The 21,779-nt window shown below is 58.8% G+C and carries 24 protein-coding genes and 2 pseudogenes; 10 read left to right on the top strand and 16 right to left on the bottom strand.

Features of this window, described 5'->3' with window-relative positions; translation table 11 throughout:
- The first annotated feature begins 27 nt into the window (after positions 1-27).
- The gene (gene cysT, locus DBR00_RS00915; RefSeq protein ID WP_256582898.1) at positions 28-876 is read left to right on the top strand and encodes a sulfate ABC transporter permease subunit CysT; all 849 of its coding nucleotides are present in this window, start codon (positions 28-30) and stop codon (positions 874-876) included.
- A complete protein-coding gene (gene cysW / locus DBR00_RS00910) occupies positions 873-1,700 on the top strand; it encodes a sulfate ABC transporter permease subunit CysW (RefSeq protein ID WP_108487455.1) in 828 nt (275 codons plus the stop codon). Before cysT (DBR00_RS00915) ends, cysW (DBR00_RS00910) begins: the two co-directional genes overlap by 4 nt.
- Before the next feature lie 61 nt (positions 1,701-1,761).
- Here the strand turns inward: cysW (DBR00_RS00910) and DBR00_RS00905 are convergent, their stop codons facing one another.
- From DBR00_RS00905 to DBR00_RS20610, 3 genes are all read right to left on the bottom strand, one after another.
- Positions 1,762-2,571, bottom strand: a complete 810-nt coding sequence (locus DBR00_RS00905) for an OmpA family protein (RefSeq protein WP_108487454.1) — start codon at positions 2,569-2,571, stop codon at positions 1,762-1,764.
- Complete coding sequence (locus tag DBR00_RS00900) at positions 2,568-2,969, bottom strand: DUF4398 domain-containing protein (protein WP_108487453.1); 402 nt, start codon at positions 2,967-2,969, stop codon at positions 2,568-2,570. The genes DBR00_RS00905 and DBR00_RS00900 overlap by 4 nt, the downstream gene beginning before the upstream one ends.
- An 86-nt stretch (positions 2,970-3,055) precedes the next feature.
- A complete protein-coding gene (locus DBR00_RS20610; protein WP_158271536.1) occupies positions 3,056-3,217 on the bottom strand; it encodes a hypothetical protein in 162 nt (53 codons plus the stop codon).
- 540 nt (positions 3,218-3,757) lie between these two features.
- Between DBR00_RS20610 and DBR00_RS00895 the strand changes: the two genes are divergently transcribed.
- Positions 3,758-4,312, top strand: coding sequence for a hypothetical protein (locus DBR00_RS00895; protein ID WP_108487452.1), 555 nt, complete (start codon positions 3,758-3,760; stop codon positions 4,310-4,312).
- A gap of 10 nt (positions 4,313-4,322) precedes the next feature.
- Here DBR00_RS00895 and DBR00_RS00890 read toward each other — a convergent pair whose 3' ends face one another.
- The gene (locus tag DBR00_RS00890; protein WP_256582897.1) at positions 4,323-5,051 is read right to left on the bottom strand and encodes a serine protease; all 729 of its coding nucleotides are present in this window, start codon (positions 5,049-5,051) and stop codon (positions 4,323-4,325) included.
- Between the two features lie 187 nt (positions 5,052-5,238).
- Here DBR00_RS00890 and DBR00_RS00885 point away from each other — a divergent pair, with 187 nt between their 5' ends.
- Positions 5,239-5,454: a general stress protein CsbD gene (locus DBR00_RS00885; protein ID WP_108487451.1), complete on the top strand. Its 216-nt coding sequence runs from the start codon at positions 5,239-5,241 to the stop codon at positions 5,452-5,454.
- A 7-nt stretch (positions 5,455-5,461) separates the two neighbouring features.
- Here the strand turns inward: DBR00_RS00885 and DBR00_RS00880 are convergent, their stop codons facing one another.
- Positions 5,462-6,031 (bottom strand): hypothetical protein, encoded by a 570-nt coding sequence (locus tag DBR00_RS00880; protein ID WP_108487450.1) that lies wholly within the window; start codon positions 6,029-6,031, stop codon positions 5,462-5,464.
- Between the two features lie 106 nt (positions 6,032-6,137).
- Here DBR00_RS00880 and DBR00_RS00875 point away from each other — a divergent pair, with 106 nt between their 5' ends.
- Both DBR00_RS00875 and DBR00_RS00870 read left to right on the top strand, forming a co-directional pair.
- A complete protein-coding gene (locus DBR00_RS00875; RefSeq protein ID WP_108487479.1) occupies positions 6,138-6,674 on the top strand; it encodes a DUF3087 family protein in 537 nt (178 codons plus the stop codon).
- Positions 6,675-6,831: 157 nt separating this feature from the next.
- Positions 6,832-7,247: pseudogene (locus DBR00_RS00870) on the top strand (transposase); the annotation flags it as partial.
- Positions 7,248-7,488: 241 nt separating this feature from the next.
- Here DBR00_RS00870 and DBR00_RS00865 read toward each other — a convergent pair.
- Entirely contained in the window at positions 7,489-8,391 is a 903-nt protein-coding gene (locus tag DBR00_RS00865; RefSeq protein ID WP_108487449.1) for a LysR substrate-binding domain-containing protein, read from the bottom strand.
- Positions 8,392-8,604: 213 nt separating this feature from the next.
- On the opposite strand from DBR00_RS00865, the gene DBR00_RS00860 reads away from it, so the two are divergent.
- Both DBR00_RS00860 and speB read left to right on the top strand, forming a co-directional pair.
- Positions 8,605-9,684 (top strand): polyamine ABC transporter substrate-binding protein, encoded by a 1,080-nt coding sequence (locus DBR00_RS00860; protein WP_371920609.1) that lies wholly within the window; start codon positions 8,605-8,607, stop codon positions 9,682-9,684.
- 7 nt (positions 9,685-9,691) lie between these two features.
- The gene (gene speB, locus DBR00_RS00855) at positions 9,692-10,648 is read left to right on the top strand and encodes an agmatinase (RefSeq protein ID WP_108487447.1); all 957 of its coding nucleotides are present in this window, start codon (positions 9,692-9,694) and stop codon (positions 10,646-10,648) included.
- Positions 10,649-10,928: 280 nt separating this feature from the next.
- Here speB and DBR00_RS00850 read toward each other — a convergent pair.
- The 6 genes and pseudogenes from DBR00_RS00850 to oscA form a co-directional block, all read right to left on the bottom strand.
- Positions 10,929-11,243: pseudogene (locus DBR00_RS00850) on the bottom strand (IS5/IS1182 family transposase); the annotation flags it as partial.
- Between the two features lie 231 nt (positions 11,244-11,474).
- The gene (locus DBR00_RS00845) at positions 11,475-12,473 is read right to left on the bottom strand and encodes a sulfate/molybdate ABC transporter ATP-binding protein (protein WP_108487446.1); all 999 of its coding nucleotides are present in this window, start codon (positions 12,471-12,473) and stop codon (positions 11,475-11,477) included.
- A 3-nt stretch (positions 12,474-12,476) separates the two neighbouring features.
- Positions 12,477-13,349, bottom strand: a complete 873-nt coding sequence (gene cysW, locus DBR00_RS00840) for a sulfate ABC transporter permease subunit CysW (protein ID WP_108487445.1) — start codon at positions 13,347-13,349, stop codon at positions 12,477-12,479.
- Between the two features lie 10 nt (positions 13,350-13,359).
- Complete coding sequence (cysT, locus tag DBR00_RS00835; protein ID WP_108487444.1) at positions 13,360-14,178, bottom strand: sulfate ABC transporter permease subunit CysT; 819 nt, start codon at positions 14,176-14,178, stop codon at positions 13,360-13,362.
- 145 nt (positions 14,179-14,323) lie between these two features.
- Entirely contained in the window at positions 14,324-15,322 is a 999-nt protein-coding gene (locus DBR00_RS00830; protein WP_108487443.1) for a sulfate ABC transporter substrate-binding protein, read from the bottom strand.
- A 177-nt stretch (positions 15,323-15,499) separates the two neighbouring features.
- Positions 15,500-15,682, bottom strand: coding sequence for a sulfur starvation response protein OscA (oscA, locus tag DBR00_RS00825; protein WP_108487442.1), 183 nt, complete (start codon positions 15,680-15,682; stop codon positions 15,500-15,502).
- A gap of 259 nt (positions 15,683-15,941) precedes the next feature.
- Here oscA and DBR00_RS00820 point away from each other — a divergent pair, with 259 nt between their 5' ends.
- Together DBR00_RS00820 and DBR00_RS00815 are read left to right on the top strand one after the other, a co-directional pair.
- A complete protein-coding gene (locus tag DBR00_RS00820; RefSeq protein ID WP_108488713.1) occupies positions 15,942-16,523 on the top strand; it encodes an alpha/beta hydrolase in 582 nt (193 codons plus the stop codon).
- A gap of 105 nt (positions 16,524-16,628) precedes the next feature.
- The gene (locus DBR00_RS00815; protein WP_108488714.1) at positions 16,629-17,597 is read left to right on the top strand and encodes a sigma 54-interacting transcriptional regulator; all 969 of its coding nucleotides are present in this window, start codon (positions 16,629-16,631) and stop codon (positions 17,595-17,597) included.
- A 12-nt stretch (positions 17,598-17,609) separates the two neighbouring features.
- On the opposite strand, the gene DBR00_RS00810 is transcribed toward DBR00_RS00815, so the two are convergent.
- From DBR00_RS00810 to DBR00_RS00795, 4 genes are all read right to left on the bottom strand, one after another.
- Entirely contained in the window at positions 17,610-18,791 is a 1,182-nt protein-coding gene (locus DBR00_RS00810; protein WP_108488715.1) for a YeeE/YedE family protein, read from the bottom strand.
- Between the two features lie 104 nt (positions 18,792-18,895).
- Positions 18,896-19,822, bottom strand: a complete 927-nt coding sequence (locus tag DBR00_RS00805; protein ID WP_108488716.1) for a sulfurtransferase — start codon at positions 19,820-19,822, stop codon at positions 18,896-18,898.
- A gap of 103 nt (positions 19,823-19,925) precedes the next feature.
- On the bottom strand, positions 19,926-21,161 hold the full coding sequence (locus DBR00_RS00800) for an acyl-CoA dehydrogenase family protein (protein ID WP_108488717.1): 1,236 nt from the start codon (positions 21,159-21,161) through the stop codon (positions 19,926-19,928).
- Positions 21,162-21,163: 2 nt separating this feature from the next.
- Entirely contained in the window at positions 21,164-21,490 is a 327-nt protein-coding gene (locus DBR00_RS00795) for a hypothetical protein (RefSeq protein WP_108488718.1), read from the bottom strand.
- Between the last annotated feature and the right edge of the window lie 289 nt (positions 21,491-21,779).

Here is a 21,779-nt window from a genome sequence, read left to right as displayed (position 1 = left end):
GCGGTTTGTGCATTTAGAGATTTCTGCGTGCCTACTACTCCCCGCTTTTTCCTGCAGAATCCGCTGCTGCCAGGTTTTGGCCTGAGCTTTGGTTTCAGCACCTTTTATATCTCGCTGGTTATCCTGTTCCCGCTATCGGCGTTGCTGCTGTATGTCAGCGACATGAGTTGGGCGCAGTACTGGCGGGCGATTAGCGACCCGCGTGTAGTGCAGAGTTACAAGGTGACCTTGAGTGGTGCCTTTTATTCGACCATTGCTGCGCTGCTGATCGGCCTGTTGCTGGCCTGGATCATCACCCGCTACGACTTCCCCGGCAGGCGTCTGGTGGATGCGCTGGTCGACCTACCCTTTGCCCTGCCCACATCCGTTGCCGGGCTGACCCTGGCCACCTTGCTGGTCCCCGGTGGCTGGCTGGGCCAATGGCTGGCACCACTGGGCATCAAGGTGGCCTACGCCTACCCCGGCATTCTGATTGCCATGGTCTTCACCAGCCTGCCCTTCGTGGTGCGCACCGTACAGCCAGTGTTGCAAGACCTCGGCCGTGACTATGAGGAAGCAGCCAGTACCCTGGGCGCCAGCCGCTTGCAGACATTTTTCTATGTGGTGCTGCCAACCCTGACCCCGGCGCTGGTCACCGGGGCGTCGCAATCCTTTATCCGCAGCCTCGGCGAGTTTGGCGCGGTGATCATGATTGCCGGCAATATCCCGTTTAAAACCGAAGTCTCCTCGCTGATGATTTTTGTGCGGTTGCAGGAGTTCAACCACAACGCGGCTGCGGCGATTGCCTCGGTCATTCTGCTGGCCTCACTGGTGCTGCTGTTCAGTCTGCAAGTGCTGCAAGGCCGCCTGTTCAAATGGCAACGGCAAGGCAAATGAGAAAACCACAACACTGGCATCAATGGCTGCTGATCGGCCTGGGCCTGAGCCTAGTCACCCTGATTCTGCTGATACCGCTGGCGCTGATTTTCATCATGGCGTTCTCCGGCGGACTGGAACTGCTGTGGGACAACCTCAACGAAGATTACATGCTGCATGCCATCGGCCTGACCCTGCTGGTGGCGGCGCTGACCGTGCCGATCAACCTGTGCTTCGGCATCATGCTGGCCTGGTGCGTGACCCATTACGATTTTCGTGGCCGCAAACTGCTGACCACCGTACTCGACATTCCCTACGCCGTCTCACCGGTGGTTGCAGGCTTGTGCTACCTGGTGGTGTATGGCCTGGAGCATGCGCTGGGACGCTGGTTCTACGACAACGGCGTACAGCTGATGTTTGCCTGGCCGGGCATCGTCATGGTCACCGTCTTCGTCACCGCACCCTATGTGGCGCGCATCCTGATTCCGGTGATGCAGGCCCAGGGCCAGGATGAGGAAACGGCCGCCCTGTGCCTGGGCGCCAATGGCTGGCAGATCTTCCGGCATATCACCCTGCCCAAAATCAAATGGGCATTGCTGTATGGCGTGGTGGTGACCAATGCCCGCGCAGTTGGCGAGTTTGGTGCGGTATCGGTGGTGTCCGGCACCATCCTCAACCAAACCCTCACCCTGCCCTTGCTGGTCGATCAACTGAACAACGACTACAAGCCTGCTGCCGCCTTTACGGCGGCGGCTTTGCTGGCGTGTATGGCACTGCTGACCCTGCTGCTAAAAACATTCATGGAATGGCGCCAACGCACCCTGATGCAGCGCGCAGAAGCCTGACAAGAAACGACCTGGAGCGCCCGGACAGTTGGTCGGGCCACGTGCAGCACCAATGATGAAGCTAACGCAACGACGTCATGCCATCGCTGATGATGATCTCAACCCGTCGATTCATCTGCCGCCCAGAGGCTGATTCGTTACCGGCCACCGGCATGCTTTCTCCCTTGCCGGAAGCGCCCAGACGACTGGATGCGACGCGCTGACTGATGAGGTACTGCTGCACCGAATCGGCACGTCGCTGTGACAGGCTCAGATTGGCTTCTTCACTGCCTACGTTATCGGTATGCCCTTCGATCAACACACTACGATCAGGATGTTGATCGAGGAAAATCGCCAGTTTGTGCAAGTTATTAGCCGTACCGGCACGCAACTCGGAACGCCCGGTGGCAAACAGCAAATCGCCCAGGGTCATAACCAGACCCCGCTCGGTTTGTTTGGCATTCAGTTCATCAAGCTGTTGCTGCAACTCACTGCTGTGCTGCAACGCCTGATCAGCCTCGCGGGTACGTGAATCCAGGCGAGCACCTTCTCGCTGCTCACTGAGGGTTCTGCGCTGGTCCTCATAGAAACGGGTTTGCGCCAGGGCTCTGGCAATTTCCACCTTGCGGTCGGCTATCACCACCAAGTGTTGGCCCAGCGCCTGCTCATCCGCACGATCCTTGCGCGGTTGTTCAGCGACGATCACCGCAGCCTCAGCCGCCTTGAGGGCAACAGGAGCACGGGTATTCAACTGCGGGTCGGCCTGTAACCGGGCGAGGTTACGGCGAGCATCTGCGGCGCCTTGCGGCATGCTCGGCGGTGCAGCGCATCCCGCCAGTAGCAGACTGATTGCAGCGGCTAGCAGGGCTGAAGGATTCCGAATAGTGTTCATTGTGCTGCTCCCGTATTGCGTTGCATTTCCTGTTTCAGGCTGTTGGTACTTTTCTGCATTTCGTCATTGACCACCTTGGCCTTGGTCGCCTGTGACCTGGCCAGTGCCAACTCGGCCTCGACCCGCGACTGATCAGCCAAACGTTCAGCCAACAGCATCTCCTCACGCTGCACCGCTGAATTTGCGGCTGCGAGTTTCTCGCGGGCGATACCCAACTCCGGTGAGGCGTAGTCCGCAACCCGTGCCTGCTCAGCATTGCTGATTGCCGACTGGGCGGCTTGCAACGCCTGGCCTGGTGGTAAAGGCGGCGAAGCGCAAGCGCTAAGCAGCAATACGGCACACAGCCCGCTCATACGCAGTAATGCCAAACCTGCAACGGTGGATGAAGTCCTGTTCATAAGGGTGTCCTCAGTAACAACGGTGAATTGGACACGTCACGGCTCGAGCCGCACACGCACCCGGATGGGCAAGCTACAACGCCCGATCAGCGCGACAGGCAGCTTGGGAAGGCAATGGGGTAAGAAGCGCTGACACAGCGTGCTGCGCTGTCCTGTGCCAGGTTCATGGCCATCTTCAAGCTGACCAAGGCCAGGCCGGCATAGCTCATGGCAAACAGCAGCAACAACAGGCGGTAGTTCGCTTTCATGATGATCGTTCAGCCTGTTGCCTGGGGCGGCAGGTCGCCTCAACGGTTCTGCCAGGCGTTGGCGAACAGCCATAGCCATGACACGTGAATAAACCAGCAACCTGGGCTTCGGCATCAATTCGAGAGAACGCATAACGAGCCTGCAACAGCCCCGCCAAACGCAGCCGATGGCCTGTATTGTGCAAAGTCTGGTCACCACCCAAGCGTGCCCAGTTCATCTGGATTGCGCCGCACAACTGTCGCCATCGACCTTGCAGTTGCTGCAACAGCAACAACGTCATGGACGAGCGTGAACACTGTCGTAGTAATGACCCCATGTCGGTCTCCCACTCATACCGCTGTGCCCTGGCTCAGGGTGCAGCTCAATGCGTGGAGCATCACAGGGCTGCTTGAAGCTGTCGGTTCGCTGGCGCGCATAGCCAAACCCATAACGAACCACTCTGCGGCGGCCTGAGTACGCCGGCGCACAGACAGCCCAACACGGCTCCACTAGGCTGAGCGCTTCGGCTGTCATGACAGTACCCACTCGGGAGCAGCAAAATGGACCTCTACCATCACCATATATCGGGCTTCTTCAGCCAGCGCAGCAACGCCGAACAGGCACTGGCACAGCTGATTCAACGCGGTATGCATAGCGAACAGCTGCAAATTTTCAGCAGCGGCATTCAGGCCCAACCTGAACAGGTAGCGCAAACCAGCCGCAACAGGCAGTGGCGCGATAGGCTGATCGACATCGCCATTGGTATGGCCATCGGGATCGGTATTGGTGCGCTGATCGCGGTGGCTCTGATCGTCAGCGAGGCGCGCCTGTTATATACCAGTGCGCTACTGGCACCCTTTGCCCTGATGGGTATGGGTGCTTTCATGGGGGGTGCGCTCGGCAGCGTAATCGGCGCTTCGGCGAGTACCGGCTTGCAGCACGGCAAGCTTACTAAACGACTGGATAAAACCGTCGGCCATGGCGACGTAGTGCTACTGGCACAAACCCACAGTGCGCAGGAAACCACTCTGGCCCGCGAAGTGATCAAGGCCACTGCCGGGCTGGTCAAGGACATCAACATGGCAAACGACCGCACACCACAGCCTTCACAGTGAGCGAGCGCTGCTAGACAGTAAGTGACAGCAGAATATCGGCGTACCACGTACAGTTCAGTCCCAGAGCCTCATCCCGCTCGTGGTCCCGCGAGCCTAGGTCAAAGCGCGCCGAATGTACGCCCAACAGCATCCACGGCAAAGCATCCAGCCCGCTCCCGGGCATGCGCATCACCACAGGCGCACCGCTGCTGCCCCGGTGCGTCCGAGCATCCGTGAGGAAGTAGCCCTGCCCCTGGAAGCGCAGGCCGAAGGAAGACGCCACCACCGCATGGCGTACCACCGCAAGATGGTGCAGAGTGTCGTGAAACCCCAGTGGAAATCCCACCACCAGTAACGCGCTGCCCACTTCGACCCGCGCCTGAGGCGGCTGCAGGTGCGCGGGAGTGAAGGCGTGGTAAACCATGCTCGCAGGCAGGGCTGCCCGGTCGATTTCCAGCACCGCCACATCCACCTCTCCGGCGCCGTCGCAGCCTTGACGCCAGAGACGCTGACCATCGCGGTACAGCGGCATGGAGAACCCTGTGGTCTGCGCCGCATTATGCAAGTCGGTATGCACTTCGATCTCGAGCCGATCCGGAAAATGCTGGCTCGGCTCATCAATCATTACGTGGCGGCTGGTGACGAGAAACAGACGCTGCTCATGGGCGAAGTAGAAACCGCTGGCATTCGCCAACCGTTGTTGGCCGCTAAAGGTGCAAACTCGTACAGCCGTCAGCAGCACCGACTCGATCATCGACATAGCGGTACATCCTTGCAGTGATCGCCCAACGACGTGGGGCAAAGATTAGCTGGCCAGCCACCTGGGTTCAGTTCGCCAGCGCGCATAAGCGCTCTAGCGCACCGACGTCATACCCTGCGGCTGTCAGGCTGCGGCTCAGTCCAAAGGCCTTTACCCGCGCCCGCGGGCAATCTCAGGAGTGTTCCGAATGAGCAGGCCACTGACCGAAATCATCCAGAAGAACTGGCGCACACTCGCCGGCCTGGCGCTGATTGTCTGGGATGAACTGACCCTGGATGAGTTGCTCAAGTCCGGCGGCGATGCCGAGAAACTGACGAACCTGGTGCAACAGCGCTATGACATGCCTCAGGCTGACGCCAGCAAGCAGGTCATGAGCTTTTTCGAACGTCACCGCAGTACCTGAAACAGCTTCATTTCAGGCGATAGCGCGCCAGCTCGCTGGGACTCAGCACGCGCATGCGCGGCGGCTCTGTGCGGTTGATTGCATCAAGGAGTTCCAGCGACACCTGCATGTCCCTGAAATAGGCCACCTGGCTGGCCCGACTGAGATTGCCGGAGGCCGAGTGCACCGAGTCGCTGCCCGAGTAATAGGGTCGGTGGATGCCAACATGGCCACGCACGGTCTTATTTCGCCCCGCTGCCAGCAGGTAGACACAACTGCCCTGACACATGCCCGTGGACGGAACCAGGCTGTCAAAGCCGGTTTCCCGCAACAACCGGCCCATGCGCATGGCCTCACTGACACTGCCACCAATGCTGTCGAGCATGACGACTTTCCGGGCAAACTTACCCGGATTGGCCTTGATGCCCTTGAGCAAGGCCTCATAATCGCCCGGCACAATATCCTCCGAGACCTTGGCTACCAGAATCCGCCCCAAAGTCTTGTGCTGCCCAGCCTGCACCTCGACCTTGGCCAACGCCTGACTGGAACCCAGCAACGCCGCACAGGCGATTACAGCTTGAAACACACTACGCCTCATAAACCCGTTTTTTCCTTAACCCATAGTGCGAATGGATGGGCAAGATACCTTTCCCTCGCTGAGCGCGCACAACCTAATTCATCGCAGAGAGAGCCCCGTGGCCACGATGTTCGAAATCCAGCCCTTCAATCCTGAACACTACCGCCAACAGACACGCCGCAGCACAGTGATCATCGCGTTGAGTTTCGTCGCCACGGCCCTGCTGCTGTCCACACTGACGGTCACGCTGTTCGGGCAGCCTGACGGCGACAACTTTCGCTGGAATCTTGCTGGCGTGGTGCTCGCCCTGCTGCTGACCGCTGCCGTGGTGCGTCGCTTCATGTGGTCACAGCCGTGGATGGCTGCCGCGGCCTACGGCTGGCAGCTCAAACGCAGCCTGATGCGCATTACCAACGTCATGCATCACGTCAAAGCCGGGGTCACTGCCCATGATCCGCAAGCCATGTGCCTGCTGCGCTTTTACCACCAGGGTCTGACCCAAATGCATCAGCTGGATGGCAATTCCAGCGGCCTCAGCGAGGCCGTTGCGGAGATCAACCGACACCTTGAACGCATGGAAAGCCTGGAGATGGACACCGACCAGCCGCGGCTGGATCCAGTCTGGCTTGAGCATGTAAAGAAAATTTCGCCCTTGCCCGGCTGATAACACATCACCGGGCACTGAAGATTAGAGGCTCTGCAACAAGCACCCTTCTCCTTCGGTGAGAGCCTCGATCAGAGTTGCCAGACGAGAGTCAGGCAACGTGCGCGGCAGCAGATCGAAACCGGCGCTGACAAAAACCTGGTTGTCGGCATTGCGCAGGTCGGCAAATGACGATCGCTACCCCAACGGCAAACCACTGCGCATGAACGGCGCGCTTCACCCAGCAAAGATCGCGGGTGACCAAGGCCAATACCATCATCTACCGCTCAAGCCAAACTGACTGCGCCAGCTGTCCTTTGAAAGCGAAATGCTGCCCCAACACGCCGAACCGGAAGATCGCGGGTAGCCTCCATGAGGCTGCCCGCGACGTGGCTCGACGCATCGCCAAGACACCGCAATACCTCATCTCTCGTTACGAACGAAAGAAGGTGGAGATGCTGGATCATGAAATTTGGCCGCTTAGGGCTGCGCGGCCTGACGGGTACGACTGACGAATTCACCATGGCCGCGACCGCGCAAACCCTGCGACGCCTGGCCAAGCTTTTGCCTGAAGGACCACCGCTCACGGGATAGGTACGCCTGCTGCGAGCAGAAAACCTCGAATAAACCCTCAAACCTGAGCAAGGACGCTCAGTGAATTGCCGAAAGGCAACTTGAAGTGGTTTGCAGTCACTTCGGCAGCAGGCACACCTGATCAGCAGACTGCCGCTGAAGCTACGTTGCCAACAGAATCGACCAAAAGCAGTCGCCCAGACGACGAGAAAACCAAAGAACGTTTAATTTTGTACTGAGTAAAAGCCGCCCAAATAGCGTTTTACTGATAGGCCGGGACGAATTTTGCCTGCTCGATAAGCCAATCAATAAGCAAGGCTATCTCAGGGATACCACGACTCTCCTCGTTGCAGATGCAAAAGTAATCCATCCCTGTCGGCACCTTAAGCGCAAATGGCTGTACCAGACGCCCCTCTTCCAGGTCGCGTGATGAATTGATCTCGTCGCTGAGCGCCACACCGTAGCCATCTCTAGCGGCCTGCAAAGCAATGCCGAGATCTTCCAGATGGACGTCGGCATCCCCTGGATAAGGCAAGCGCGCCTCAAGTAACCAGCGTCGCCATTGAGCGCCGTCATCTTCATGCAAGAGGCGGTGATGGATTAGGTCAGAGGGGTGCTTGAGTGCGTGAGGCCCTCGCAGCAACTGCGGGCAGCAGACTGGAAACATGTGCAGATTCTGCAAGGGTCGCCACCAAAAACCTTCCCAGGCCGGAGCGTCATACAGCACGGCAATATCGGCCCGACGCCAATCCACTTCAGAGATATCGTCCGCCGTGATGACACGCAGGTGAATGTGCGGGTGTTCTGCTCGAAAGGCGAACAGCTTCGGCATCAACCAAGAGGCACCAAAAACTGGCTCAGTGGAAATGGTCAGAACTTTTGCCGCAGGCTCACGGAAATGCGCCTCGGAGATCTGTCGCACCCCGTCAGTGATTTCACCAATGCCTCGTGCGACCGCGCGTTGTAGCGCCAAACCCCGCTCCGTCAGCACTAGCTGACGGCCTTGCTTGTAGAACAGGTCGATTCCAAGCGAGCTCTGCAACGCCCTGATTTGCTGGCTGACGGCCCCTGCCGTGACATGCAACTCAGCAGCAGCTGCGCCGACATGCCCCAGCCTTGCAACACATTCAAATACGCGAAACGCATGGAGCGGTGGCATGGGCATAACAACTCTACTGTTTAGTTTTTTTGTCTTTAAAATTGACAATATATATAGATTGATTGCAAACCAAGCAACCCTAACAATTCAGCAGAGCGAGGCCGACAACAACAATTCAACGGTGATCCTATGAAGCGCATGCAACAACAGCCGTGGCAAACAATAGATACCAGAGCTACTTCCATTGCTTGGTGTCCATTCAGTACGGCAGTTGGCAGCCTGCATGCCGCGCTACTGACAGTGTTGATAATGCTTGCCGGCCCGACACTGGCGGCAGAGCGGGTAGTTCAGGTTTATGCCTGGGCGGAGTACTTTGGGCCCGAAACCCTGAAGAAATTCGAGGCTGAGACTGGCATCAAAGTCCAGTACGACACCTTCGACAGTGCTGACGTGCTGGAAACCAAGATGCTGACCGGCGGCAGTGGCTATGACGTCGTTGTGCCGAGTATTGCCATCCTGGATCGATTGATTCAGGCCAAGGCATTGCAGCCGACAGAGATGAAGCGGATGCCCAATGTCGCGGATCTGGACCCCCAGCTGCTTGCGCAGTTGGCTAAGGTTGATCCGGGGAATTTCTTCGCAGTCCCATACACCTGGGGCACCACGGGCTTGGCATTCAACCGACAGGAAGTCGAAAAACGTATCTCCAACCCGCCACTGAGCAGCCTGGATCTGCTGTTCAAGCCTGAATATGCAAGCAGCCTGAAAGACTGCGGCATTTCGCTTATCGACGCGCCTCAGGAAGTGATCAGCATTGCGCTGAATTACCTGGGTAGACCCCCCTTTAGCAAGAACCCCGACGATCTACACGCGGCTCAAGAACTGCTCGCCACCTTGCGCCCGTCGGTTCGCTATTTTTCGACAGGCACGCAAAGTGCTGACCTGTCCAATGGCAACCTCTGCCTGGCACTGACTTATAGCGGTGATGCAGTGCTGGCGAGAAGTCAGGCCGTGGCCGCGAACAAGCTGTTCAGCATCGAATATTCGGTTCCCAAAGAAGGCACGTTGACCTGGATCGATACCCTGGCCATTCCGGTTGATGCGCCCCATCCGCAAGAAGCTAAAGCCTTTATCGAGTTCATAACCCGGCCTGAGGCCATGAGCGAACTCACCAGCAGTTTTTTCTATGCCAACGCCAACCTGGCCGCGATTCCACTGCTGGCGACCAGCATTACTGCTGACCCCGCCATTTATCCCCCAGAGGATGTGCGCCGGACCTTATTCGGCGAACAACCTGTCCCCCTGCGCACGCTGCGTGAGCGCACACGCGCCTGGGCCAACTTCCGTAACCAGCACTGAGCCCCCTATGACAGACGACACCCCCATCATTGATCAGGCCATGACACGCAAGAGCCTCTACGGCACCGAAGCCGAATCGACTTACGGCGGTATCACCAGCTTTATGCGCCGTCGCTACACCCGCGATCTGCGAGGCGTGGATCTGGTCATCAGCGGCGTACCATTCGACACTGCCACCAGCAACCGACCAGGCAGTCGCTTTGGGCCGCGGGCTATTCGCGAGGCCTCGGTACAGTCAGCATGGGCCCGTCACTGGCCTTGGGAGTTTGACCCGTTCGACCTGCTGGCTTGCGTCGATTATGGCGACTGCTATTTCGATTACGGCACTCCGGAACAGACCCCCGCGGCGATCAGGGCGCACGCCGAGAGCATTATTGCCTCGGGCGCAGCGATGCTTACATTGGGCGGTGATCACTTCATCAGCTATCCGCTTTTGCAGGCGCATGCTGCCAAGTACGGCCCGCTGTCCCTGGTCCATTTCGATGCGCACCATGACTTGGAATGCGATGGCGAGGACAAGCGCATAGATCACGGTTCAATGTTCTATCACGCCGTGCGCGAAGGGCTGGTTGACCCTGCGCGGTCCATCCAGATTGGTCAGCGCACCACTAATGATGATGTCATGGGCTTCCAGGTGTTGAATGCCAACGAGGTGCATGAACACTCAGCCAAAGAACTGGCAGAAATCATCCGCACACGGGTAGGTGACAATCCAGTTTATCTGACCTTCGATATCGACTGCCTGGACCCAGCATTTGCGCCAGGCACAGGTACACCCGTGTGCGGCGGCCTATCGAGCCACCAAGCCTTGGCGATTTTGCGAGGGCTGCGCGGTATCAACCTGATTGGTATGGACGTCGTGGAGGTGGCGCCGCCTTATGACCACGCTGAGATTACTGCGCTTGCCGGCGCTGCACTGGCGATGGAAATGATCTGCCTCTATGCAGCGCGGCATAAGTTATAAACCGGTGGCCTTGGATACTACTCGGTAGATGTTCAGCTGCTGTGGCAGCACGTCTGGGTTCTCGATGTGACTGACTTACTCTTGTCCTCCCTCAACGTGGAGGACAAGCCCTGAACATTTACGCTCTGCCTAGGGGTATCAGACTGCGGCAGGCAACCTTGCGAGTACTGGCGATAGGCGTCTATTGGCCGCTTCTGGCCCAGACCGTGTAAAAACGCAGCAAGCGATGGCCATCAATTGCTGAGTGATTTTCTCAGTGCCAGGAGGTCGTGGGAGGCGCCATCAGGTGGTGCTTCGCGTCGACCGCCGCCTGCACGTTGTAGCCGACCATTCCGGTGCCACGCGTTTTCATCGAATGGGCATCGGGATCCGTCAGGGAGATCTGTTTATCCGGTGGTTCATTCAGCTGTACCTCGATCGCCTTGAGTTCCTGCATCTTGGCTTTCAGGGTTGCGATCTTGTCGTGGAGGCGTTTGACCTTGACCTTCGCACTGGCAGGTTCCTGACGATCAGCGGTATCCAGTGCGGTCAGATAGCGATTGATGCTGGACTCGATCGCCTCCATTCGCCGCAGAAGCTTAGCGCTGGTGAAATTGCATCGATCAAGTCACAGCAAGGTCGGCAACGTTTTGACACGGCCTGGGCCAAAAGCGGTCATCTATAAAACAGGTGTCCATTCATACCGCCCGGTTCTGGGACGACAAGGAACCAGCAGATCTCCCGCTGACAGACTCGCGGCTAATTCACCACAACAAAAGCGCAGAAGGCCAGCGATAAGCTGGCCTTCTGCTACGTTGCGGCTGTGTTGTGAATCGTGCCTATGGCGTTATAACACAGCACCATTAGATTGCGGCTGCCCTGCTTTCGGCTTGAAATACAGCGTTTCACCGCGCGTGAGATTAGCCAGGCTGAGATGATCCTTGGCCACTTCAGCTTCGATCGGCTCGCTCTGCCCCGCGACCTTGAGGGTCACGCGGGTGATCGCACCCAGCGGGCGGATGTCACGCACTTCACCGGCCTGATGGCCCTCTTCGGCCTGGCGCGAAAGATGAATCTCGTGCGGGCGGAACAGCACGTGAGTGTCGTCGCCGACATACAGGCGGTTGGCATCACCGAGGAAGTGATAAACGAAATCGCTGGCCGGCTTCTCATACACATCGCCCGGAGAGCCGATCTGCTCGACCACGCCCTTGTTCATTACCACGATACGGTCAGCCACCTCCATCGCCTCTTCCTGGTCGTGGGTGACGAATACCGAGGTCAGGTGCACCTCCTCATGCAGGCGCGCCAACCAGCGGCGCAGCTCCTTACGCACCTTGGCATCCAGGGCACCGAAGGGCTCGTCGAGCAGCAGCACTTTCGGCTCCACCGCCAGGGCGCGGGCCAGGGCGATACGCTGACGCTGACCACCAGAAAGCTGCTCAGGGTAGCGATCTGCCAGCCAGTCGAGCTGCACCAGATCAAGCAGATCGTGGACCTTCTTCTTGATTACATTTTCATTCGGCCGCTCGCCCTTGGGCTTCATGCGCAGGCCGAAGGCGACGTTATCGAACACCGTCATGTGGCGGAACAACGCGTAGTGCTGAAATACAAAGCCGACATTACGGTCGCGCACATCGTGATTGGAGACATCTTCACCATGAAACCCGATGCTGCCGCTGTCCGGGGTTTCCAGGCCGGCGATGATGCGCAGCAACGTGGTCTTGCCGCAGCCGGACGGACCGAGCAGGGCCACCAGCTCGCCGCTCTGGATATTCAGGTTAATGTCGTTCAGCGCTTTGAACGCATTGAAATTCTTGCTGACGTTACGGATTTCGATACTCATGACTTATTCCTCGCCAGCACTGGCTTTCAGGCGGTTGATACGGGACTCGCTCCACTGCTTGAGCAGCAGGATAAACACCGCCATCAGCAACAGCAGACTGGCGACGCTGAAGGCGGCGACGTGATTGTATTCGTTATAAAGAATCTCAACATGCAGCGGCAGCGTATTGGTGTAACCGCGAATGTGCCCAGACACCACCGACACCGCACCAAACTCACCCATAGCCCGTGCGGTGCATAACACCACGCCGTAGATCAGGCCCCATTTGATATTCGGCAACGTCACGTGCCAGAACATCTGCCAGCCATTGGCACCGAGCAGACGGGCGGCCTCCTCTTCCTGGGTGCCCTGTTCCTGCATCAGCGGGATCAGTTCGCGGGCAACGAAGGGCACGGTAACAAACACCGTGGCCAGGACGATGCCCGGCAAGGCGAAGATGATCTGGATATCGTGCTCGCGCAGCCAAGGGCCGAAGAAACCCTGGGCACCGAACAGCAGCACGTAGATCAGACCGGCAATCACCGGCGACACCGAGAACGGCAGGTCGATCAGGGTGACCAGAATGCTCTTGCCGCGAAACTCATACTTGCTGACGCACCAGGCAGCGGCCACGCCGAACACCAGATTGAGTGGCACCGAAATGCCCACCGCGAGCAGGGTCAGCTTCAACGCACTGATAGCGTCAGGTTCGAAAATCGCACCAAAGAAGGTGCCGAAGCCGTGCTTCAACGCCTCACTCAGCACGATAAACAGCGGCAACACGAGGAACAGCAAAAACACCAGCCAGGCGCCGATGATCAGTAGCCGGCGACCAAGCACGTTGCCGCGCCGCGCCGCGTTGGCCGAGGCTGACGCGCTTAGGGTTACAGAAGACATGGCGACCTCCTCAGGACTTAGCGATCTGGCGCTGCAGCAGATTGATCAGCAGCAGCAGAATGAAGGAGACCACCAGCATCAGCACGCCGATCGCCGTCGCGCCGTGATAGTCGTACTGATCAAGCTTGACCATGATCAGCAGCGGTAGGATCTCGGTCTTCATGGGCATATTGCCGGCGATAAAGATCACCGAACCGTACTCACCAACGCCACGCGCAAAGGCCAGCGAGAAGCCCGTCAGCCAGGCCGGCAGCAACGCCGGCAGCAGCACATGACGAAACACCTGCAGCGGCTTGGCACCGAGGCAAGCCGCTGCCTCTTCGACTTCACGGGGAATATCGGCCAACACCGGCTGAATGGTACGCACCACAAACGGCAGGGTGACAAAGGTCAGTGCCAGGGTGATGCCGATAGGCGTATAGGCAATTTTGAAGCCCAGGTCGGTGGCGAACTGACCAACCAGGCCGCTAGGGGCATACAAGGCGGTCAGCGCGATACCGGCAACGGCGGTGGGCAAGGCAAAAGGCAGGTCGATCATCGCCTCTATCACCTTGCGGCCTGGGAAGGTGTAACGCACCAATGCCCAAGCCAGCAATGTGCCAATAATGCCGTTGATGATGGCAGCAGCAAAGGCAGTGGCAAAGCTCAGTTTGAGGGCGGCCAGCACTCGCGGTGCGGAAATGATGGCCCAGAATTCAGCCCAGGTTAGCTGAGCGGCGTGAACGAACATGGCACCCAGGGGAATCAGCACCAACAGGCTGAGGTACACCAGGGTGTAGCCCAGCGTCAGCCCGAAGCCGGGTATGACCGGGGAAGTACGACGAGACATTATCTGTCCTTATCTGCTTCTGCGTTGGAACGCTCAAATCAGCCCTGCCGCCGGTGTCGCCCTTTCCGGCTGGCCTGCAACAAGACCGACGCTTACACAACAAGGGGTGGGCAGCGCACGGCTCACCCACCCCTGCTTATCAGACTTACTGCGCCTTATAGATCTGATCGAACACGCCACCGTCATTGAAGAACTTCGGCTGTGCGGTTTTCCAACCGTTGAAGTCCTTGTCGATGGTGACCAGCTTCAAGTTGGAAAATTGCTGGCTGAAATCCTTGGCAATTTCCTGATTGCGCGGACGGTAGAAGTGCTTGGCCGCCAGACGCTGACCTTCATCGCTGTACAGGTAGTTGAGGTAGGCCTCAGCCACTTTGCGGGTGCCCTTCTTGTCGACGTTCTGATCAACCACGGCTACTGGCGGCTCGGCGAGGATCGACAGCGACGGTGCAACGATCTCAAAGTTATTGCCACCCTCTTCCTTCAGTGCCAGGAAGGCTTCGTTTTCCCAGGCCAGCAGCACGTCACCGATATTGTTGTTAACGAAGGTGATAGCCGAACCACGCGCACCGGTGTCGAGTACTGGCACATTCTTGTAGAGCTTCTCGACGAATTCCTGAGCCTTGGCTTCGCTGCCGTACTTCTGCTGAGCGAAGGCCCAGGCGGCGAGGAAGTTCCAGCGGGCACCGCCGGAGGTTTTCGGGTTCGGGGTGATGACTTCAACGCCCGGCTTGACCAGGTCATCCCAGTCTTTGATGCCTTCCGGGTTGCCTTTTCGCACCAGGAACACGATGGTCGAGGTATACGGCGTGCTCGATTGCGGCAGACGCTCCTGCCAGTTCTCCGGGATCAGCTTGCCGAGCTTGTACAGCTCGTCGATATCACCGGCCAGGGCCAGAGTCACCACGTCAGCACGCAGGCCGTCGATCACCGCACGGGCTTGCTTGCCCGAACCACCGTGGGACTGCTGGATGGTCACCGCTTCATTGCCCTGGGCTTGCCAGTGCTTGTTGAACGCGGCGTTGAATTCACTGTACAGCTCACGAGTTGGGTCGTAAGACACGTTGAGCAGGGTTTCAGCGGCGGCCACCGGGCCTGCAAAAATGGCGCTGGCAAGCGCAGCGAGGGCAAAACGGCGAATGGACATGGTGCGGCTCCTAAAATCTTCGAGTGTTTGTTGGTTTTTCTTTAGGGGTTGGCGGTCAACAACGCATTCGCGGGTGACAGCTGCAATACCGGTGTGTGCTCATGGTTTCTGCTCGGCTCATGCTCACACCCTCCGGTGGTCCAGTCGGGTTTTGAGGCTCGGGGTTGATTTAACGGGTCAGGCGTTCTTGCCGGCCGGTGCCTGCAAGCGGAATTTTTCCTTGCGCTCAATCTGCACGACCTGGCCGTTGTGCATGGTGATTTCCACCGAGCCGAACTTCAGGCCGTTCAGCGCAGCCTGGATCTCGCGCAGGATGCTGGCGTCGTCCTGACCTTCAAGGTTTCGTAGGGTTGCGGTCATGGTAATGCTCCTTGAAATAGCCCCTGTAAGCGGCGAAAACTGGCCGTAGTCGGTGGGCGTGGAGCGGATAATAGTGAGACCACCAATATTCTTAAAAATATTATTTAAGAACATTTATATAATTTATTAGCATATGACATCCCCGGATGGTAACGAACCGAAAAAGCATCTATGGAATAAGTAAATAAGTTCTTATTCTTTTTGATATTCGAAACCCCTGCCTACACTGCAACCATCAAAACTTGCAGGAGGGCGCACGATGCGCAACGAAACTATCCGTTACCTGATAGTGCCGGGCTGGCAAGGATCAGCCGACGACCATTGGCAAAGCCACTGGCAACGCAGCCTGCCGAACAGCGCCCGGGTGGAACAGGCCGACTGGCTAAACCCCAAGCGTGAAGACTGGGTCGGCGAACTACAGCGCAATATCGCCAGCGACCCACGCCCGACCATTCTGATTGCCCATAGCCTGGGTTGCATTACGGTGGCGCACTGGGCGACCCAGGCTCCGGTCGAGTCGCTGCGCCGGGTACGCGCCGCGCTCTTGGTCGCCCCAGCCGATGTGGAACGGACCAACTGCCCGCCAGCGCTGCAGAACTTTGCACCGATTCCCCAGCACTCACTGCCCTTCCCCAGCCAGTTGGTGGGCTCGGATAACGACACCGCCGCCAGTGCTGCACGGGCGATTGAGCTGGCACGCGACTGGGGCAGCGATGTGGCCATTCTTAGCGGCGCTGGGCATATCAATGTGAAGTCCGGGCATCAGCGCTGGGAACAGGGTTTTGCCTACCTCTATCGCCTACAAAGCCGGATCGAGCAGCATGCGCGCCGCCGCGCCTGACTGCGCACATAACAGCCAATAAACCTGACGCCTGAACGGCGTTTGGTCTCGTACAAATCATGCAACCTGCCCGCTCGCAGCCCGAGCCGGGTTGGAGACTCGTCTATGAGCCAGAACAGCTTCAGCGGCCAGCCGCTGCTGACCTTTCCCGATGCGGAAAAAAGCCCGCTGAGCATCCGCGCCAAGGCGCTGGTGTTTATCGATCCCCGCTCCCGGCAGCTACGCGACCAGGTCGAGCTGCTTGCCACACAACCTTTACCGCTGCTGATTGAAGGCGAAACCGGCACCGGTAAAGAGTTGTTGGCGCGGCATATCCACCGCGCCAGCGAACGGCCAGGGCTATTTGTCGCGCTCAGCTGCAGCGGCCTCAGCAGCAAGCATGCCCAGGCAGAACTGTTCGGCTACGCCGCCGGCGCCTATCAAGGCAGCGCCAGCAGCCGAGCCGGCTGGTTTGGCTCGGCCAACCACGGCACCCTGTATCTGGATGAAATCGGCGACCTGCCGCTGCCGCTGCAAGCTGAACTGCTCAGCGCCCTGGAAACCGGTGAAGCATTGCGCGTCGGCGCTAGCCAGCCGAGCCCGGCGGATGTCAGGCTGCTGGCTGCAACCAGCATCGACCTGGCTCAGGCCGTGGCGGCGGGCAAATTCAATGAGCGGCTATACGGTTATCTCAGCGACGGCCGCCTTGACCTGCCGCCGTTGCGTGAACGCACCGGCGATATTCTGCCCATGGCGGAATACTTCCTTGGCATCTACGCCCAGCGCCTGAGTCTGCCGCTGCCAGTCATCAGCGATGCCGCGCAGCAGCGCCTGGAAGCGCACAACTGGCCAGGCAATACCCGCGAGTTGGAAAACGTCATCCACTTCGCCCTGCTGGTCAGCAGCGGTGATGAGATTCTCAGCCAGCACCTCAATCTGGTTGGCAGCGTTGCGCCCCTTACAGCCGTGCAAACCTCGATTGAGGCGATACTCAATGATGCTCAGCCTGAGCAATTGCGCTGGTTGCAACAACTGCTCAACGGTAGCCAAGAGCGCCTGCACACTTTAATCAACGTCGCAGACACCCCTGGCTAGCCAGAACGCCGATTACCAGTAACGGCGTATACGCAGCCCGAGCAAAACACCCACTAAACAAAACACCGCAAATACCCAGCCGGACAACGCGCCGGCCATGATCCCCGAGAGCAGCGTGCCTACGGTGCAACCCAGCGCCAGCATGCTGCCCCAGCCCAGCAAAATGCCGCCGAGCAGATTACGCAGCAGTTCACTGACGCGCGGACGCTTGGGCTGGAAATCCCCTGCCAGCAAAGCGCTGGCCCAGGACGCCACAACCAGGCCGAGAATAAACAGACCGTTGTTCGACAGCAGCGCCTCTTTGACTGCCGTGGCGCAGCCAGAAAAACTGTCCAAACCTTCCAACCGCTCCGGTAGCCAGCCCAGCCCGTCTGCCGCGGTGCGCGCCACACTGCCTAATTCCGCCGTCACGCCCAGTGGGCCAACACGCAGGTAACTCAAGGTCGCGAGAAAGCCGATCAGCACACCGCCCACCCAGGTCGGCCAGCGCTGGCCAAACAGCAGCTGCCGCAGGTTGCGCGCAACCACGCGCGGTTCAGTGCTCGCTTGTACATGCAACAACAGCCAGCAGGCCAGACCACCGAGCAAAGCGATCTGCAACAGAAACGACACGCCATAGCCCTGCCAGGCCGGCAACCAGACCACCGGAGCCTGCTGGATGCTCAGCAGATACAGCGGGTTCCAGCAGAGAAAACCCAGAAAGAAACCGATCAAGGCGCCGCACAGCGCAAACAGCGAAGCAAACGCGCCCTCGCCCAAGCGGTAGAGATGGGCACTGATGCACGAACCGGACAGCGCCATGCCGATGCCAAACACCGTAGCGCTCAACCCCAGCACCCAACTCAGCGGCCCGACATGCGCATCCGGCGGCAAGCGGCCCAGCGTTGGGTCCGGTAGAAATGCACCGAATACCAAGTGATAACCCAGGGTGCCCACCGCCAATGCGGCGATGATGCCGAGCAACCCATCCGGTTTGCCCTGCTCGATAAAGTCGCGGGTCAAGCAGAAAAAGCAGAAGCGCGAACGCTGCAACAACAGGCCAAACAACGCCCCGCCGAGCAAGGACAGGCTCAACGCCTGGCTGTCGCTGTCCGCGCCGCCCAACCGCCAGGCGGCAAACACCAGGGTCAGGCTCAATGCCACTGCCCATGTACTGGCCCAGCGTCCCGACGCCTGCAACGCAGTCGTTGCCATAGTGGCTCCTCACATAAAAGAAGAGTGAGCGCCCTGCCTGAACGCTCACCCTAACAGGGGCATGGGGCTGGCCCATGCCATGACTTTTTCACCGTAGTGCAGGCTTATTTGCCGCCCCACACAGTGCCGGCCACGTTGACCACCGGCACGCCCACGGCATTGCCGTATTCGGTCCAGGAGCCATCGTAGTTACGTACGTCGTAACCGAGGATTTTCTTCAGGGCGAACCAGGTGTGGCTGGAGCGCTCACCGATGCGGCAGTAGGTGATGATCGGCTTACTGCCATCGATACCCACCGCGCCGTAGACCTTTTTCAGCTCTTCAGCCGATTTGAAGGTGCCATCGGCGGCTACTGCCTGCCCCCAAGGGACGTTGACTGCGCCCGGAACGTGGCCGGCGCGCACAGCCAGTTCCTGTACACCTTGCGGGGCAAAGACCTTGCCGTTGTATTCATCCGCGGAGCGGATATCCACCAGTTGCACGTCGCTGCGTTTCTCTGCCGCTGCCAGTAAGTCCGGGAGGAAGGCGCGCAGGTTTTTATTCGCTGCCTTGACCGTGACATTACCGGCTACCGGGGTTTTCGCGCGGTTATCCAGGGCGCGTTTTTCCGCCTCCCACTTCACCCGTCCGCCATCGAGCAGTTTGACGTTGTCCACGCCATACACATCGAACACCCAGGCGCCCCAAGCGGCGAACCAGTTGTTGTTATCGCCATAGAGCACCGTGGTGGTGTCCGCCGAGATGCCCGATTTACGCAACAGCGCCTGAAAGTTTTCCTGGCTGGCGATATCACGGCGCACCGGATCAACCAGATCACGGTGCCAGGCAAAGTTCACCGCGCCGGGGATATGCCCACGCTCGTAAACGCCCGGTACAACACTCACCTCGATGATCCGCACCTTGGGGTTGTTCAGGTTCTTTTCCAGCCACTCGGTACTGACCAGCACATCACTGGCGGCCAGCGCCTGCGCGACTTGTAACAATGTGGCCGCCGCCAACAGGCCGGCACCCAACAGGTTTTTGATAGTCATTTCACACTGCCTCAACGGTTATGAAACACGGCCGGATGGCCCTATTGGTTTACGGGTTTATCAATCTGCTGCATGTCTTTTCTGCGCGCCCCTCCCTGTCGTGTCAGCCATACAGCGAAGGCGTGGGCGCCTTGCCATTGAGTAACCAGTGCCCGAGATCGCGCACCTTGTAATCGAGCGGGTCATGCAGGCTGTGCACCCGCACGTTTCTCCAGAAGCGGTCAAAGCCGTATTTCGAGCGGGTGGAGCTAGCCCCCATGCTTTCAAAAATGCGCGAGGTGATTTCAAGCGCGGCGCGCGCCGACACCACCTTGGCTTCGCTGATGGCCAAGGCCACCTCAGCGCGCTCGGCAGCGGTAAGCGCAGGTTTCTCCCAGGCGCTCTGCAGACGTTGCGCGGCGTTGTCGGCCAGCAACTGAGCACTGCGATAGAGCAGCCACAGCTCGCCATAGCGCTGCTGGATAAAGGGATCGTCACTGGCCAGGGCCACCCCGGAAGACGGCCAGGCGCGGCTGTGTTCGCGGGTGTAACGCAGCGCGCCATCCAATGCGCCCTGGGCATTGCCCAGGTACAACTGGGTGAGGATCAATTGCGACAGGCAGGCGCGTAGCGTGGTACGCGGGCTCACGCCGCTGGGGCCGAGCAGCTCGCTGCTGTCGACAAACACATTCTCGAACTGCACCGTGCCGCTGTCTGTCTGGCGCTGGCCGAAACCATCCCAGTCATCATTCACCGCCAACCCTTCACGCTGGCTGGGCAGCACGATAAATACGCGGTCCTCCGGGTTGTGACTGCGCGGCGCGCTGATCACCAGCGCATCGGCGCCCAAGGCACCGGAGCAGAACGACTTGCTGCCATTGAGCTCGTAATGCTCCTCACGGCGGCTGAGTTTCAGGCGGGTATCGCGGCCGTTGGTGGCATTGCCCCAGAACCAGCGCTCATGCACCGTGCGGCTCAACCAGTGGCGCTGCTGGTCGGGGCTGCCAAACAGCAAAATGGTCGCCACTTGCAGGTGCTGAAAGGCAAACAGATGGGCCAGCGAACTGTCCACGGCGGCCAGGTAACGAATGATTCGGTAGATCTCCGGCCACACCAGGCCCTGACCACCAAACTGCTGGGGAATGGCCAGGGTCAGCAAGCCGCTGTCACGCAGCAACTGACGCTCGGCCTGGGCGCTACCGCCCTGGCGATCACGCTGCACGGCAGTGGCCGCCAGCTTGCGCGCCAGGCGTTCAACCTTGCCGCTGCGGTTGGCAAAATCACTGGGAAAAAGCCGTGGGTCGAACAGTGGCGCAGCACTATCGAAGGCCTGGGAATTGGCGCGAAGCTCGGCGGCCATGGTTATTGCGCCTTCCAGATAGCCGCATCAGGGCCGTTGCCGGTTGTGCGCAGGCCGCCATCGCTAACTACAACGTGAGCAATTTTTGCGTGTTGATTGCGACCTTGCGGCAGCAGCAAACGCACCTGATAAAGGCGCGGCGCAGGGGTCTGCTCGACAATAGCGGAATCTAACTGGCCCCACAGCGGGCTACTCAACGGGGCAGTCTGCTGATAGCTGCTGCGCAGGTAGGTTGCAGCCTCGACAGGCAGCACGCTGACCGACGCCAAGCTCAGCGCCAAGCACAGACTTAAAAGAGGGTGACGCTTGAATACGCAGCGATTGGGCATGGCAGGCCTCATCAAGGACGTGCCGACCTTTTATGCAGGCCGGATCATCACAAACTTCAGGGTTGAACAGGAAGTCCGGTGATCCGGTGGTGACAAGCTAAATGATCTAAAAAAGATGAGGCCAATAATTTTTAGAAATTAGCTTATGGGTATCACGCCTAAGCATGACTTATTCTTTTTGGTTACTACAAAGTGAAAATAAATTCTTTTTAGGGATTAGCAATAATCCCTACAGTGCGCCCAAGCCGACAGCGGACTGCCGCACCGGCCCCATAACAGGGGCTCCTTG

The organism is Pseudomonas sp. HMWF032, from assembly GCF_003060885.1.
Lineage (GTDB): Bacteria > Pseudomonadota > Gammaproteobacteria > Pseudomonadales > Pseudomonadaceae > Aquipseudomonas.
Note: the sequence above shows the minus strand (reverse complement) of the source record. Positions and strands in the feature narration are given on the sequence as shown.

What these genes read in the sequence shown, in the direction of transcription:
- DBR00_RS00805 (WP_108488716.1), bottom strand. Translation starts at nt 19,822, where the DNA reads ATGACTATCAAAAACCTGTTGGGTGCCGGCCTGTTGGCGGCGGCCACA.
- cysW (WP_108487455.1), top strand. Translation starts at nt 873, where the DNA reads ATGAGAAAACCACAACACTGGCATCAATGGCTGCTGATCGGCCTGGGC.
- DBR00_RS00820 (WP_108488713.1), top strand. Translation starts at nt 15,942, where the DNA reads ATGCGCAACGAAACTATCCGTTACCTGATAGTGCCGGGCTGGCAAGGA.
- DBR00_RS00890 (WP_256582897.1), bottom strand. Translation starts at nt 5,051, where the DNA reads ATGTCGATGATCGAGTCGGTGCTGCTGACGGCTGTACGAGTTTGCACC.
- DBR00_RS00800 (WP_108488717.1), bottom strand. Translation starts at nt 21,161, where the DNA reads ATGGCCGCCGAGCTTCGCGCCAATTCCCAGGCCTTCGATAGTGCTGCG.
- DBR00_RS00865 (WP_108487449.1), bottom strand. Translation starts at nt 8,391, where the DNA reads ATGCCCATGCCACCGCTCCATGCGTTTCGCGTATTTGAATGTGTTGCA.
- DBR00_RS20610 (WP_158271536.1), bottom strand. Translation starts at nt 3,217, where the DNA reads ATGAAAGCGAACTACCGCCTGTTGTTGCTGCTGTTTGCCATGAGCTAT.
- DBR00_RS00830 (WP_108487443.1), bottom strand. Translation starts at nt 15,322, where the DNA reads ATGTCCATTCGCCGTTTTGCCCTCGCTGCGCTTGCCAGCGCCATTTTT.
- cysW (WP_108487445.1), bottom strand. Translation starts at nt 13,349, where the DNA reads ATGTCTTCTGTAACCCTAAGCGCGTCAGCCTCGGCCAACGCGGCGCGG.
- cysT (WP_108487444.1), bottom strand. Translation starts at nt 14,178, where the DNA reads ATGTCTCGTCGTACTTCCCCGGTCATACCCGGCTTCGGGCTGACGCTG.
- oscA (WP_108487442.1), bottom strand. Translation starts at nt 15,682, where the DNA reads ATGACCGCAACCCTACGAAACCTTGAAGGTCAGGACGACGCCAGCATC.
- DBR00_RS00905 (WP_108487454.1), bottom strand. Translation starts at nt 2,571, where the DNA reads ATGAACACTATTCGGAATCCTTCAGCCCTGCTAGCCGCTGCAATCAGT.
- DBR00_RS00845 (WP_108487446.1), bottom strand. Translation starts at nt 12,473, where the DNA reads ATGAGTATCGAAATCCGTAACGTCAGCAAGAATTTCAATGCGTTCAAA.
- DBR00_RS00810 (WP_108488715.1), bottom strand. Translation starts at nt 18,791, where the DNA reads ATGGCAACGACTGCGTTGCAGGCGTCGGGACGCTGGGCCAGTACATGG.
- DBR00_RS00885 (WP_108487451.1), top strand. Translation starts at nt 5,239, where the DNA reads ATGAGCAGGCCACTGACCGAAATCATCCAGAAGAACTGGCGCACACTC.
- DBR00_RS00880 (WP_108487450.1), bottom strand. Translation starts at nt 6,031, where the DNA reads ATGAGGCGTAGTGTGTTTCAAGCTGTAATCGCCTGTGCGGCGTTGCTG.
- DBR00_RS00895 (WP_108487452.1), top strand. Translation starts at nt 3,758, where the DNA reads ATGGACCTCTACCATCACCATATATCGGGCTTCTTCAGCCAGCGCAGC.
- DBR00_RS00815 (WP_108488714.1), top strand. Translation starts at nt 16,629, where the DNA reads ATGAGCCAGAACAGCTTCAGCGGCCAGCCGCTGCTGACCTTTCCCGAT.
- speB (WP_108487447.1), top strand. Translation starts at nt 9,692, where the DNA reads ATGACAGACGACACCCCCATCATTGATCAGGCCATGACACGCAAGAGC.
- DBR00_RS00900 (WP_108487453.1), bottom strand. Translation starts at nt 2,969, where the DNA reads ATGAACAGGACTTCATCCACCGTTGCAGGTTTGGCATTACTGCGTATG.
- DBR00_RS00795 (WP_108488718.1), bottom strand. Translation starts at nt 21,490, where the DNA reads ATGCCCAATCGCTGCGTATTCAAGCGTCACCCTCTTTTAAGTCTGTGC.
- DBR00_RS00875 (WP_108487479.1), top strand. Translation starts at nt 6,138, where the DNA reads ATGTTCGAAATCCAGCCCTTCAATCCTGAACACTACCGCCAACAGACA.